General features: G+C 66.7%; 14 protein-coding genes and 1 pseudogene. 10 read left to right on the top strand and 5 right to left on the bottom strand.

Annotated elements, in window-relative coordinates:
• Positions 1-126: 126 nt before the first annotated feature.
• A complete protein-coding gene (locus BM242_RS04665; protein ID WP_093837379.1) occupies positions 127-1,467 on the bottom strand; it encodes a UDP-glucose dehydrogenase family protein in 1,341 nt (446 codons plus the stop codon).
• 194 nt (positions 1,468-1,661) lie between these two features.
• Between BM242_RS04665 and BM242_RS04670 the strand changes: the two genes are divergently transcribed.
• A complete protein-coding gene (locus BM242_RS04670) occupies positions 1,662-2,840 on the top strand; it encodes an acyl-CoA dehydrogenase family protein (RefSeq protein ID WP_093837380.1) in 1,179 nt (392 codons plus the stop codon).
• A 198-nt stretch (positions 2,841-3,038) separates the two neighbouring features.
• Here the strand turns inward: BM242_RS04670 and BM242_RS04675 are convergent, their stop codons facing one another.
• Positions 3,039-4,217 carry a tyrosine-type recombinase/integrase gene (locus BM242_RS04675; protein WP_093837381.1) on the bottom strand — a complete coding sequence of 393 codons (1,179 nt, stop codon included), beginning with the start codon at positions 4,215-4,217 and terminating at the stop codon, positions 3,039-3,041.
• A 93-nt stretch (positions 4,218-4,310) separates the two neighbouring features.
• On the opposite strand from BM242_RS04675, the gene BM242_RS04680 reads away from it, so the two are divergent.
• From BM242_RS04680 to BM242_RS04710, 9 genes and pseudogenes are all read left to right on the top strand, one after another.
• Entirely contained in the window at positions 4,311-4,862 is a 552-nt protein-coding gene (locus tag BM242_RS04680; protein WP_093837382.1) for a hypothetical protein, read from the top strand.
• Positions 4,863-4,926: 64 nt separating this feature from the next.
• A complete protein-coding gene (locus tag BM242_RS28785) occupies positions 4,927-5,568 on the top strand; it encodes a hypothetical protein (protein WP_139238259.1) in 642 nt (213 codons plus the stop codon).
• A 513-nt stretch (positions 5,569-6,081) separates the two neighbouring features.
• Entirely contained in the window at positions 6,082-6,345 is a 264-nt protein-coding gene (locus BM242_RS04690) for a helix-turn-helix transcriptional regulator (RefSeq protein WP_093837384.1), read from the top strand.
• Between the two features lie 3 nt (positions 6,346-6,348).
• Positions 6,349-6,522, top strand: coding sequence for a hypothetical protein (locus BM242_RS29190; RefSeq protein WP_175541268.1), 174 nt, complete (start codon positions 6,349-6,351; stop codon positions 6,520-6,522).
• 27 nt (positions 6,523-6,549) lie between these two features.
• Complete coding sequence (locus BM242_RS29195) at positions 6,550-7,275, top strand: hypothetical protein (RefSeq protein ID WP_093837385.1); 726 nt, start codon at positions 6,550-6,552, stop codon at positions 7,273-7,275.
• A 228-nt stretch (positions 7,276-7,503) separates the two neighbouring features.
• Positions 7,504-7,695, top strand: a pseudogene (locus tag BM242_RS31260) (hypothetical protein); the annotation flags it as partial.
• 110 nt (positions 7,696-7,805) lie between these two features.
• Positions 7,806-8,429, top strand: coding sequence for an Lsr2 family DNA-binding protein (locus BM242_RS04700; RefSeq protein ID WP_245833830.1), 624 nt, complete (start codon positions 7,806-7,808; stop codon positions 8,427-8,429).
• Entirely contained in the window at positions 8,426-8,848 is a 423-nt protein-coding gene (locus BM242_RS29200) for a hypothetical protein (protein WP_175541269.1), read from the top strand. Before BM242_RS04700 ends, BM242_RS29200 begins: the two co-directional genes overlap by 4 nt.
• Positions 8,845-10,281 (top strand): YfjI family protein, encoded by a 1,437-nt coding sequence (locus tag BM242_RS04710; protein ID WP_093837387.1) that lies wholly within the window; start codon positions 8,845-8,847, stop codon positions 10,279-10,281. Before BM242_RS29200 ends, BM242_RS04710 begins: the two co-directional genes overlap by 4 nt.
• Before the next feature lie 140 nt (positions 10,282-10,421).
• Here the strand turns inward: BM242_RS04710 and BM242_RS04715 are convergent, their stop codons facing one another.
• Genes BM242_RS04715 through BM242_RS04725 form a run of 3 tightly spaced genes read right to left on the bottom strand, consistent with a single transcriptional unit; the run spans position 10,422 to position 12,903 of the window.
• Positions 10,422-11,600 carry a methyltransferase domain-containing protein gene (locus BM242_RS04715; protein ID WP_245833831.1) on the bottom strand — a complete coding sequence of 393 codons (1,179 nt, stop codon included), beginning with the start codon at positions 11,598-11,600 and terminating at the stop codon, positions 10,422-10,424.
• A complete protein-coding gene (tgmB, locus tag BM242_RS04720; protein WP_093837388.1) occupies positions 11,597-12,565 on the bottom strand; it encodes an ATP-grasp ribosomal peptide maturase in 969 nt (322 codons plus the stop codon). Before tgmB ends, BM242_RS04715 begins: the two co-directional genes overlap by 4 nt.
• Positions 12,565-12,903, bottom strand: a complete 339-nt coding sequence (locus tag BM242_RS04725) for a hypothetical protein (protein WP_245833832.1) — start codon at positions 12,901-12,903, stop codon at positions 12,565-12,567. The genes tgmB and BM242_RS04725 overlap by 1 nt, the downstream gene beginning before the upstream one ends.
• Positions 12,904-12,932 lie beyond the last annotated feature (29 nt).

Below are 12,932 nucleotides of genomic sequence, written 5' to 3' on the forward strand. Positions count from 1 at the left end.
CGCGGAGGTCCCGGACGGCCGCCCGAGCGCGGCCCGAGCGGCGGCTGCGCAACTGGACGGGTGAGACGGATGACCTGCCGGACCACCGCCGGGCCGCCGCCCCCGGCACCGCTCCCGCGCGCCGCGTCAGGCCGCCGGGCGGCCCAGCGCGCGATAGGTCCAGCCGGCCGCCCGCCAGCGCGCCGGATCCAGCGTGTTCCGGCCGTCCAGCAGCCGCCGGTGGCCGACCAGCCTGCCCAGCTCCGCCGGGTCCAGCTCCCGGAACTCCCGCCACTCGGTGAGATGCAGCACCGCGTCCGCGCCGCGCACCGCCTCCGTCACCGAGCCGGCGTAGCCGAGGGTGGGGAAGACCTGGCGGGCGTTGTCCAGCCCCTTGGGGTCGTAGACGGTCACCTGGGCGCCCTGGAGGTGGAGCTGGCCGGCGATGTTGAGCGCGGGCGAGTCGCGCACATCGTCCGAGTCGGGCTTGAAGGTGGCGCCCAGCACCGCGATCCGCCGGCCGAGCACCGCGCCGCCCAGCGCCTCCCGGGTGAGCTCCACCATGTGCGAGCGGCGCCGCATGTTGATGGAGTCGATCTCCCGCAGAAAGGTCAGCGCCTGGTCCACGCCCAGCTCCCCGGCGCGGGCCATGAAGGCCCGCAGGTCCTTGGGCAGACAGCCGCCGCCGAAGCCGATGCCGGCCCGCAGGAACTTGCGGCCGATCCGCTCGTCGTGCCCGATCGCCTCGGCCAGTTTCACCACATCGCCGCCCGCGGCCTCGCAGACCTCGGCCATGGCGTTGATGAAGGAGATCTTGGTGGCCAGGAAGGAGTTGGCCGCGGCCTTGACCAGCTCCGCCGTGGGCAGGTCCATGGTCAGAAAGGGCGAGCCCTCGGCGATCGGCCCGGCGTACACCTCGCGCAGCAGCCGCTCGGCCTCCGGCCCCGTCACCCCGGCCACGATCCGGTCCGGCCGCAGGGTGTCCTGCACCGCGAAGCCCTCGCGCAGGAACTCGGGGTTCCAGGCCACCTCGGCCTTGTCCCCGGCCGGGGCCAGCTCGGCGATCCGGGCGGCGATCCGGGCCGCGCTGCCCACCGGAACGGTGGACTTGCCGACCACCAGTGCGGGCCGGGTGAGATGCGGGGCCAGGCTCTCCACCGCGGCGTCCACATGGCTCATGTCGGCGGCGTGCTCGCCGTGCCGCTGCGGGGTATTGACGCAGATGAAGTGCACATCGCCGAAGGCGGCGGCATCCGGGTAGGAGGTGGTGAAGCGCAGCCGGCCGGTGGAGCCGGGCAGGCCCTCCACATGGCGGCGCAGCAGTTCCTCCAGACCCGGCTCGAACATCGGGGTCAGACCGGCCGACAGGGTCTTGACCTTCTCCTCGGAGATGTCCAGGCCCAGTACCTCGAAGCCCAGTTCGGCCATGGCCGCGGCATGGGTGGCGCCGAGGTATCCGGTTCCGATGACGGTGATCTTGAGGGCCATGGCCTGCTCCTGACGCTCCTGCCGCTGCGTGGATGTGCGCGGCTTGAGCATAAACCGGACGCTGTCGGCAAGCTCACGTGCACGGGGGCGGCGCCCCGGCCTACGATTAAGTTACTTAACAGTCGTTAGCATCACCGTCCGCCGTGCACCGTTCACCGCATGGACGCTTTGACTCTCTCAGGGAGTGAGGACCCGTGGCACGAGCCGCAGACTTCGACCTGTACCGGCCGGCCGAGGAGCACGAGATGCTCCGGGAGTCGGTGCGCGCGCTCGCTGAGGCGAAGATCGCCCCGCATGCCGCCGCCGTGGACGAGGAGGCCCGCTTCCCCCAGGAGGCGCTGGACGCGCTGGTCGCCAGTGACCTGCATGCCGTGCATGTGCCCGAGGAGTACGGCGGGGCGGGCGCGGACGCCCTGGCCACCGTGATCGTGATCGAGGAGGTGGCCCGGGTCTGCGCCGCCTCCTCCCTGATCCCGGCGGTCAACAAGCTGGGCTCGCTGCCGCTGATCCTCTCCGGCTCCAAGGAGCTGAACACCAGGTATCTCACTCCGCTGGCCGAGGGCGGGGCGATGTTCTCCTACTGCCTCTCCGAGCCGGACGCCGGCTCGGACGCGGCTGGCATGAAGACCCGCGCGGTGCGCGACGGGGACGGCTATGTGCTCAACGGCGTCAAGCGCTGGATCACCAATGCCGGGGTCTCCGACTACTACACGGTGATGGCCGTCACCGACCCGGAGAAGCGCTCCCGGGGCATCTCCGCCTTCGTGGTGGAGAAGTCCGACCCGGGCGTCTCCTTCGGCGCGCCGGAGCGGAAGCTGGGCATCAAGGGCTCCCCCACCCGCGAGGTCTACTTCGACAATGTCCGCATCCCGGCCGACCGGATGATCGGCGAGGAGGGCACCGGCTTCGCCACCGCCATGCGGACCCTGGACCACACCCGGATCACCATCGCCGCCCAGGCGCTCGGCATCGCCCAGGGCGCGCTGGACTACGCCAAGGGATACGTCACCGAGCGCAAGCAGTTCGGCAAGCCGATCGGCGACTTCCAGGGCGTGCAGTTCATGCTGGCCGACATGGCGATGAAGCTGGAGGCCGCCCGCCAGCTCACCTATGCCGCCGCCGCCCGCTCCGAGCGGGTCTCGCTGGGCGCCGACGGCAAGGCCGAGGACCTCACCTTCCACGGTGCCGCCGCCAAGTGCTACGCCTCCGACGTGGCCATGGAGATCACCACCGACGCCGTCCAGCTCCTCGGCGGCTACGGCTACACCCGTGACTACCCGGTGGAGCGGATGATGCGCGACGCCAAGATCACCCAGATTTATGAGGGTACGAATCAGGTGCAGCGGATCGTGATGGCGAGGAACCTTCCCTAGCAGGGTTTCCGCAGGTCAACAGCGGTTTAGCGGCCTCCGGCGAGCGGTGTTGCACTTCCTCCTATTGCCGCCTGTTTCCCGGTGTCTTCGGGTGTCATCCTGGGGAAATCCTGGGGAGCCCGAGCCCGGAAAGCCGCCTGTGACCTGCCCAAACGCAACGACCCCCGGCACCGCGCCGGGGGTCGTTCGTCTGTCGGTTCAAGCCACCTCGCTCCCCGCCGCGCCGGGGTCGTCCGCGCCAGGGCTGAGCATGGAGGCGATAGCGCTCCTCCCCCGCTCCTCCGCCCCCTCGAAGATGTAGTGGTAGTGCTCGCGGAGCACATCCGTACTGCTATGCCCCATCCAGTCAGCCACGTCGTTCTCGGGCACTCCCGCGTACAGCAGACGCGACCCGTAGTAGTGCCGCACGGCGTGCGGCTTGCAGTAGTCCAAGGCGGCCTTGGTGAGCGACACCATCCAGATCTGGCGGTAGAAGTACGAGGCGTACAGGTAGCCGGACCGCGTGACGTTGGGGAACAGCAGCCGCTCCGGCCCCCACGTGCCGTGGTTCTTGAGGTGCCTCCGCAGTTCGAAGGCGACGTTTGGCGGGAGCGGCACGGTTCGGCCTGGCTCCTCCGCGTCCCGCGCCTTGATGTGCCGCCGCTGGATCGCGCTGTTCTTGCCGGAGTCGGTTTCGCCGTCCTCGGTGATCTGGAAGTCAACCCGCAGGGTCTCCCCCTTGAAGTCGATCTGATCCCGGGCGACCGCCATGGCCTCACCGAGCCGCAGACCGCAGCCCGCCATGAGCCAGAGCATCGCCCGGTAGCGAGGGGGTGCGCCATCCAGGATGGCCAGAACTTCCCGAGTAGTCAGCCGTCGTGCCTTGTTCTTGTACTCGCGTATCTCCTTGGCGCGACTTCCGGCGCCCTTGACCTTCTTGCAAGGGTTGCGCCCGATGATCTCGTTGACAACGGCCCAGTCCATCATCCCGGAGAAGTAGGAGAAGCGCTGCCGTCGCGTTCGGGCTGCAAGGCCCGCCTCCTCCTCCATCCACAGTAGCCACTTCTCGATATCGGCGACTTTGAGTGAGACGATCGTGCGCGCCCTGAAGAATGGCTTGATGGTCGTGTTGAGGATTGACCGGTATTGCTTCTTGGTACTGTTGGTCAGCTTTCGCTGATTGAACCACTGTTCCCAGACGGCAACGACAGTCTGCTTCCCCAGCCGGTCATCCAGATAGGTCCCGGCGTCCAACTCTTGCTCTTTGCGCTTTCGGTGATCATCCGCGCGCGTCTTTGTTGAAAAGCTCTTCTGTCGCTGCTTCCCGTCCGGGTCGTACCAAAATGTCGTCCACTTCTTCGGATCGTCCTTCGACCTGGCAACCCATGCCCGTGCCATGCGCCCCTCCTCGGTGCTCCCATCTCAGTCTGCGCATGGACCACCATGGGTTGTCAACCGTCGGTGGATCACCCACCGTGGTACCTTGGCTCCATGAGGCCAGACGACGAGGGGTTCGAGATCACCCAGCAGCAGGGCGCGTGGACTGTGCACATGTGGTGGCCGGTCGGCCCCGTGTCAGGCGGGCCGCAGCGCATCACCATCGAGGCATCGGAAGATGCTCCGGCACGCGACGTGGCCCGGGGGATCTCGACAACCGTCCTGCGGCGACTCGACCTCCCCGGCGCCCTGGAGCTGGCCAAGCAGGCACCCCAGGCGCAGAGCACATTGGAAGACGCGGCCCGGATGCTGACGGAATCAGCAGAGGCGGCCGGGATGCTGTTGGAGAACGAGGGCGTTTCAGACAGGTACCTAGCTATGCTCTCGGCGTCCTACAAGCACATGGCCGACAGTGGCGCAGCCGCTCCCGTGTCCTGGCTGGCACGCGCTATTAACCGGCGCCCCGAGACAATAAGAGACCATCTGAAGAAGGCGCGACGAGACGGCTTCCTGACCACCGTTACCGGGAAGGCCGGGGGCGAACTGACAGAGAAAGCCCAGTCAGCACTGGATTCATTCTCACCAGAGGGACAGAACAAGCAGTAGTCGAACATCAGCCAGTTCCAGCCCCCGGGCCACCACCGGGGGCTTTTTCTGTTTGAAGGAGTTCATGAACTCGCAAGGACGCACCATCCCGCCAACCGGTGACCGCGAGCGCTCACAACTGGAGAAGGAAGCTGATCGAATACTTTCCGAGGCGCCGGAGGAAAGTTTCGCGCCGCACCCGGAGCAATGGGAGGGAACAGCAGAGGTTAGTTCCTTTGAGACCTTGGTCGCCGCTCATGCTGGCTTCGTGCCTCTGGCTCTTACCGGCATGGTGGCCACTTTTCCGGACTATGATCCGGAATCGCGGCGCCGGGAACTGGAAGACTTGATGACTGCGGTTCCCGGTGCTGGCGACTGCGGCGGCCGGCATGTGGTAGTGGGTGAGCTTTTGGATCTGGGCGGGTTCGACTGGACGGAGGAGAGCCAGCCGCCCGGGACCGTGTGCGAGTGGTGCCGGTGGAAGAGGTGCGGGGCGGCCCTGTACGCCACTGGGCAGCCTCGGGGGCGGGGGAAGCCTCGCAGGTATTGCCCCGGACATCAGAAGGCCGCGAGAGCGGCCACGGCGCGGCTGCGGAGAGCCGGTGTTCACGTTGGGAAGCACAGGAACTTGGTCTACGACTTCCCGGGACTGGAGGGTCAGGAACTCCAGGGCTACCGGGACGTCTGGGCGGGGCTCAACCGGCCTGATATTGAGGCGTCGCTTTAATTCGCAGCTTGTGGAGGGCTTGTCTTCTCACTCTTGGGCGCCCTTTGGAGTCATGTCCGCTGGGCGGTGGACCTCTGACGCGGAAGTGAGCCGGGGCCGTCACCAAGTCCGGAGCGTTCGCGCTCGAACGGGTCTCTGCGGATACCTCCCTGTGAGGGTGGACAGCGGAGAGAGAGCGGGCTTCCCTACCCTCCGGGCGGGCTGGTCACCGGCTGGGGGGTAGGGGGGCCGTATCTCTCTTACGTTGTCCTCTTGTGAGTGTGTCCAACCGGCCGCCCCTCAGAGGCGGCCGCCCGGGGAACCATTCCCTGGCCTTGCCGTTCGATGTGACGTGGCTCCCACTTCAGGGTTTGACCGTGAGGACTCGAAGGATTCACACCTACGTTTAGTGAGAAGTAGTCTTCACCGTCAGGAAGCAGTTTCCTGCCTACCTGGCAAAGAACAGGCCCCGGAATCCGGTCCGGGGCCTGTCTGTTTTACGCGTTCTCTACTCTTTCGTTGGATGGTGAGTTGATGTATGACCCGAAGCGGGGGAAGGCCCGGCGGGAAGCGCTGGGGATGTCGGTTGAGGAGCTGGCGGCGCGGGTGGGGGTGAGCGCTCAGGCGGTGTATCAGTGGGAGTGGGGGAAGCGTAGGCCGAATCTCGTTCGGTTTGTTTCGATCGCTTCCGCCCTTCGGATTCCCGTTGAATCGCTTGTGGAGCAGGCCGGGGGCGACGAAGAGACGATTTTGGCTATCCATCTGGCGCGGCTCCGGCAGAACAAGAATGAGGTATGAGGAATGAGCAGTGAAGACCCCATGCGGGGGATGATCCGGGGCGAGATTCTGAAGGCGATGCGGGATGTCCGCCCGGTGCAGTACACGCGGGAAGACCTTGCCCGCATGACGCGCGGGCAGATCAACGCCGCCCGTAAGGCCGGGCATCTCGATGACCTTCTGATGGGTCGGAACTGACAGATAAACGAGAGGAGTATTTGATTCGTGGCAGATGACTTGAGGTTCATGAATGTTGATCTCGCCCATTTCGAGCTGTCGGACACTCTGGTTGAGTTGTTCCGCAGGCGGAATGAGGCCCGGGAGCGGTTCCGGAAGTACGCGGCGGAGAACGCCGACTGTCGGCGGCGGGACACCCGGAGCCCTCACGATCACCACGCGCCCCCGCAGTGGGTTGTGCCCGCCTTGGCGGCGGCGGACCGGGAGTTGCGGGAGCTGGAGGCGAAGGCGCTGGCGGAGGGGAAGCCGCTGCCGGACCGGGATGGGTTCATGGCGCCGGTCCGGGCGCGGGTGGCGGAGTATGAACGGATGGTTCCGGCTCTGCGGAAGTTGTGGGACCAGGCGGAGGAGGCGCTAGCCGCCGCTGTTGAGGAGGAGTTGCCCGCGCTGGCCGCGCAGGCTGTGGAGGGCTGCAACAAGGCGCAGAAGGAGTACCGGGCTGCTCTGGGGAAGGCTGAGGCCGCGCGGGCGCGGATGCGCGCCAGCACGGAGCGCTTCACCTGGGCGGTGACGGCTGGTTCCCGGCATGTCCCGGACGGCCGGGGCACCTTCAGCGCGTTGGGTGATGACCTGGACCGGTGGGAGGCCACCGAGGACGGCCGGATCACCGAGCGTTCCGCGAAGGCCCTGGGCCTGATCACTCCATACGCCAACTTCCTTGCCCTGGACGACTTCGTTCGGTTCGACCGCGAGGACGCGCCCGTTCCGCGTTGATTGGTTGCTTCGACGGTTTTCCCGTCGTCACGAGCCCCGCGGCTTCCCGGCCGCGGGGCCGTTTCCGTTCGTGCGCTCCGGTTCTCCGTCCGTGAGGCCGGCGACCACGCTCCGCTTCCACGCCCTGTCACCTTTGGAGGTCATCACGTGCCCCGACTGCGTAACCCGAACTCTCCGCACTCCCGTTACCGGGGGGTGGATGTGCTGCCCAATGATCACGGGTTGCCCGTGCCGGAGCTGCCCGCCTCCCGGGAGTGGACGCCGGAGGAGCGGGAGCAGTGGCGCCAGTGGTGGGAATCTCCCCAGGCGGCCCGCTGGGATGAGTCCTACGTGCCGACCGTCGCGGTGATGCTGACCTACTACGGCAAGATCCTGGACGGAACGGCCAACCGGGACCACCTGACCGAGTACCGGCAGCTTGCCGGGGCTCTGGGCCTGACCGCTGACGGCATGAAGCGTCTTGGCTGGGCCTTCGAGGCCGGTATCTGCTGGACGCGCTTGGGGTGCCGGGGGAAGGTTCGGCCCCGGACGTGCCGGAGGAAGCCGCCACGGCGGCGCCTACGGCCGTTGCTGGGGACGCTGAGAAGCAGCCGGAGGAAGCGGCGGAGCCTGCCCACACCGACACCGAGGACGACACAGACGACACGGACGACACGGCGGAGGAGACGGCTCCGGAGGAGACTCCGGCCGCACCGGGGCCGGTTGAGTCGGTCATGGTCTGCGGGGAGGTTCCCGGCTACTCGTGGCAGGACGCGCGGGACGCCGTGCGCAACCTGGGCTATGAAGTGGTCGGCCGGGCGGACGACTCCACAGTGTTGATCATCTGTGGCACGGGTGCGGAGCGGAACGCGACCAAGCTACGGGACGCGCGGGAACGGAACCTGCCGTGTCTGGACGCTACCCGGCCGGGCGCGTTCGCCGATGCCGTGTGCGCCGGGAAGCTCACCGGTAGCGACCCGTTGCCGGAACCGGTCAAGCACGACCGGGAAGGCATGAGTGAGCGGGAGCGGAACCGGGCTGTTCGCCGCTTGGCACGGGCGCACGGGTTCACCGTGCCGGACCGGGGCCGCATCCCCATGAACGTCCGCCACGCCTACGACCTGTCCCAGCGGGCCGGGGCGGAGGGGACGGAGGGAAAAGCGCAAGCGGCGTGAGTGCCGCGCCCACGGTGACGGCCGCCCAGTGCGGCCGTCACCCCCGGCCCACCGACACGGCGGCATGGCGTGCGGCCAAGGGCTACGGGGCCGAGAGCAAGCCCAGCAAGCGCGCGTACGGCCCCGGTAGCTGGGTGAGCTGGACGACCCCGACCGGCCAGCAGCGAACCGGAGTGGTCACCCGCGATGACCTCACCGTGTACGCCGCGAAGCGCGCTGCGGATGTGGGAGCGGCCAAGGAGGCCCGTACCCGGGCCGCCGTCGTTCCCTCCGACGGCGGGGAAATGCTCCCGCTTGCGCTTCCCAACTCCAACAATCCGGCCGCCCTGGTCAAGGACGGCGGCCGGTGGCGCCCGGTCAGCGTGGCGCACCACCTGTCAGCTACCCAATCAACTCCCCTGGAAGTGAGCGCAGCATGAGCACCGCCCCTGTCTTCTACGGTCCGATCGGCCGCGCGGTCCGCAAGGTGGCGCCGTATGTCGAGACTGACCCGCTGGGCATCTACGTTGCCGCCCTCACCCTGTGGTCTGCCGCGATCGGCGGAACGGTACGGGTGTCTTCCCGGGGCAACGCCCGTCCGGCTCTGCTGTGGACGTCGCTTGCGGCCGGTACCGGCCGGGGAAAGGGAACGGCACTACGGGCCGCCCAGCACGTGATGCGCCCGGCCATCGGGCGCTTCCTGGACACGCACACCACATCCGGGATCACCTCCGGCGCGTCCCTGGTCAACCATCTTGCCGAACAAGCGGAGGCCACAGCGGAGATGGAGGCCGGGCGGGACGTGCGCGCACTGGTCATCGAGGAAGAGTGGTCGGAAGTGCTCCGCCGGGTGCGGCGCGATCCCTCGTTCGCGGCCAAGCTGCGTGCTGCGTGGGACGGGGCACCGATCCGCAACACCACCAAGGAAGACGCACAGTGCGTGGACGATCCCGCGATGGTGCTGCACACCCACATCACGCCGTCCGACTGGACGCGCTACATCGGCGCGGTTGAGGCGGCCGGGGGCAGCTACAACCGGATCATGCCCTTCACGCTCGGTGCCGTGCCCATGCTGGACGATGACCGGGTGAGCCTGCCCACCATCAACGGCGCGGAACTGTCCGACGCCTACGGATGGGCCACCCTCCGGCCCCGGACCCTCACCCTGACCGATGACGCCCGGCCCCTGTGGCGGATCATCCGCCGCTACGCCCGGATCATCACTGGTTCCCTGCCGGAGACTCAGGCGGTGTTCATCGAGCGCACGGCGGAGCAGACCCTACGGGTTGCCGCCTGCCTGGCCGCGTCGGAGTGCTCGGAGGAGATCACAGAAGAGATGCTGTCGGCCGCCTTCTCCTTGGTCCGCCGCAGCGTCGCCAGCGCCGTGAACCTCACCGGGACCACCCCGGACAGCGCCAAGGCAGCGCGCCCGGTCCTCACCCTGGCCGACAAGGTACGCGCCCGAATCGAGCTGCACGGCGGCCGGGCCACCTCCTCCCAGGTACTCCCCTACGTCAACGCCACCGCCGCACAGGTCAAGGCACTCCCCGGAATCGTCGTCACCCAGGAACGAAACGGCGTCGGCCGCCCGGCCGTCGTCTTCACCCTCCGCGAGAACACCACCGTTCACCCCGAGTCGAACCGGACCGTCCCCACGCCCCGGCCGGCGGAAGCGAAGCGTGAACAGAACCGGAGAACCGTCGTGCGGATGGACTCCTACCGCCCGACCCACACCCCGGAACCGAAAACCGCCCCCGCACCGGCCGCCCGACCGACCCCGAAGACAGTCGTCCCCCAGCAGCAGCACGCCAAGACCACCCCGGCAGCCGCCAAGCCGCTCCCGGCCGACAACCCGTTCCGTGCGCTGCTCTGACCAGCCACACGAACCAAGAAACGCCCCCGCCAATCGCGGGGGCGTTCTTCTGTTTGGCGATCAGGAAGGGAACCAGCACGCGGTTCTTGAATAGACGAACGACGGAAAGGCAGGCCATCCGCGCGGCGGATTCGATTACGTCACAAAGCCCATTGATGCACCTTGCCGCTTGGGTCTGTGTACGTGATGGCCTGACCATCCGGACTGGCGGTGATGGTGAACCATTCGCGGCGGGGCCTGTTGAGGGCTAGCCACGTCTCGTGGGCCCTTTCGATGGGTGCCCACAGGTCTCGGGGGCCTGACACATGGACCTGTGCGCCGGGTCCTTCTGGTTCGTCGGCCACGCGGGTACATGAGCCGTCCCGGGCATCAAATAGTGTCGTGATGTGTGTGCCGTCCGGCTCTCGGCGGTACTCACGGCGTGCGCTCGGGTCCATGTGAAGCTGGGCGAAGAAAGAAAATGTCCAGTCGTCCAGCACGCTACCGGAAAGCTTCGATTCTCGGGTCTCTCGACTCACTGGTTCCGGGGCTTCCGACGGTGAATCCTCACCAGAGAGGAGCGGCATGAAGGCCGCAGGTGTGTGCAGGATGTGACCGGCTGCGGCGCCATCCGGCAGTTTCTTGAGCCGGGCTAGCATTCCTCCGGCCAGGGTCCCCTTGATCGGCACGACCATGAGGCCGCCCGTTGCGCACTGGTCGAACCAGGAGTTCGGAATTCTGCGCACTGAACAGGTGGCAATGATTCTGTCGAAGGGGGCACGTGCGGGAAAGCCTTTCGCCCCGTCTTCGCGGGCAACGTGTGGGTGCAGCCCCAGTGCGTTAAGCCGCTCCTGCGCCGCGCTTGTCAGGCCAGCAGAGTGGTCTACCGTGGTCACGTTCTCTGCCCCTGCCAGATGACAGAGCAACGCCGCGTTGTATCCGGTACCGGTACCCACTTCCAAGACGCGCGTTCCCTCGCGCAGATCGAGGGCGTCAAGCATATCGGCCATGAGACTTGGGGCCGTCGAAGACGACGTGGGGACACCCACGACAGCGCTTGGTCCCGCCTCTTCGGCATGTACGCCGTCCACTTCGGTGATGAGCGAGTCATCCGCGTACACCTGGGCCAACCAGGCGGAAGCATCGCCGTTTGAACTGCGCCACGGAATGAACTGGTCGGCCTCCCTGCGGTAGAAGACGGGAACGAAAGGATGGCGAGGCGTGTTCAGGAATGCTTCCGCGAGGCGCGAGGGAAGAACGACGCCTCCTTGATCCATCCTCTGCACCAGACGCACGCGGGCCTCAATGTACTGTGGGTCTTCCTCGACAGGTAGAGTCACAGTCCTTTTCCTTCCAGGTAGTCAGCGATTGCGGCCGTGATGGGTAGACCGGTTGCTTGTTCCACGAACCCGAACTGGCCACTTGGGTTTACTTCCAGAAAGCGCCAGTCGCCATCGGGCGTGATGGCGAAGTCGAAGGCACCGTAGGGCAATTCTAGTCGTTGCAGCATCCGCAGAACTCCAGCCGTCACTGACACTGGAGGATCACATACTGCATAGCTGTGGCTCTCATAGTCGCTCCTCCAGTCAATATGCCCAGCATCGGAATCCGCGTGAATCTCGGCAGCGAAGACTCTGCCTCCGACCGCCGTAAGCCTCACTTCGTATGCCTTTGGAACCCATTCTTGAAAGAGATGGGCCGTTGTGGCGATATCAGCATGAGAGAGGTCTTCAGGACTGACGATGCTGGTGTAAACGGCCGCCGTGTGCTCGTCGATGACACCCCGGACGTGAGAGAAGGGCTTATAGATCACAGCACCCGCCACCGCTTCCGAGAATTGCTGTGCCGCACTGGGATTGTTGGTGATGAGCGTTCGCGGCACACTCAGCCCCGATTCGGCAGCGATACGAAGCTGAAGAGGTTTGTACTCAGCGTCAGCGGCCTTGCCCGGCGGGGGCAGCCATCGGCAGGGGAGGGCGGCGAGCAGACCACCGAAGCCCAAACGCGCTTCCCGCTCAGCCACCTTTCGGGCTTCTGATGACATGCCCTCCGGAAACTTCGGACGGGTGGGTCTGCGGTAGTAGACGGAGCGAACCGCCGCCAAGTCCAGCGTCCGGCGGCTTGTACTGAGCGTGCCGTGCCAGCCGTCCCCGCTGAGGCTGGCGGACAGTGCCAGCCTCAGCGGAAACTCTGCCATGTCAGCCCGGAAGACGGGCACGGCACGCCGGTTCAGCTCCTCAATCACCAGATCCGCCGTTGGGTCAAAGCGACCCGCCAGCACGAGGACTGTTCCGGCTTCGTCCATTAGTCGTCACTCGGCCCCGGGTCGTCGGGCGCGTCCATCTGCCCTGACGGCTGAGTCGGGCCGTACGTCTTCGGCGGGTTCTTCGTCATGAAGACACCCGGCGGAAGTCCCTCGTACGTGCCGGTCTGCGTCTCCTCGTCGTACTCGATGTCATCCGGCAGGATGCCGCCCGACTCCGTGACCGCCGTGAGGAACCGGAAGGCCAGCGGGGCAGGACCCGTGTTGTCGGTCAGATCGGGAAGCGCCGGAGCTGTTCCCCGGTCAAGGGCGAACCGGCTTTCCGGCCGGTCCAGAGCCATACCCGCCCCGGTCTGATCTTCGAGCGTTGCTGTGTGCATTTCTTCCCCTTCTCTTCGGTGATGGGAAG

It is taken from the genome of Streptomyces aidingensis (assembly GCF_900112355.1).
In the GTDB taxonomy this organism is placed as follows: Bacteria; Actinomycetota; Actinomycetes; order Streptomycetales; family Streptomycetaceae; genus Streptomyces; species Streptomyces aidingensis.

Bases quoted from the DNA above. Each gene is read 5' to 3' on its own strand.
- BM242_RS04675 (WP_093837381.1), bottom strand. From the start codon at position 4,217: ATGGCACGGGCATGGGTTGCCAGGTCGAAGGACGATCCGAAGAAGTGG.
- BM242_RS04680 (WP_093837382.1), top strand. From the start codon at position 4,311: ATGAGGCCAGACGACGAGGGGTTCGAGATCACCCAGCAGCAGGGCGCG.
- BM242_RS04725 (WP_245833832.1), bottom strand. From the start codon at position 12,903: ATGCACACAGCAACGCTCGAAGATCAGACCGGGGCGGGTATGGCTCTG.
- BM242_RS04710 (WP_093837387.1), top strand. From the start codon at position 8,845: ATGAGCACCGCCCCTGTCTTCTACGGTCCGATCGGCCGCGCGGTCCGC.
- BM242_RS28785 (WP_139238259.1), top strand. From the start codon at position 4,927: ATGAACTCGCAAGGACGCACCATCCCGCCAACCGGTGACCGCGAGCGC.
- BM242_RS29190 (WP_175541268.1), top strand. From the start codon at position 6,349: ATGAGCAGTGAAGACCCCATGCGGGGGATGATCCGGGGCGAGATTCTG.
- tgmB (WP_093837388.1), bottom strand. From the start codon at position 12,565: ATGGACGAAGCCGGAACAGTCCTCGTGCTGGCGGGTCGCTTTGACCCA.
- BM242_RS04665 (WP_093837379.1), bottom strand. From the start codon at position 1,467: ATGGCCCTCAAGATCACCGTCATCGGAACCGGATACCTCGGCGCCACC.
- BM242_RS04690 (WP_093837384.1), top strand. From the start codon at position 6,082: ATGTATGACCCGAAGCGGGGGAAGGCCCGGCGGGAAGCGCTGGGGATG.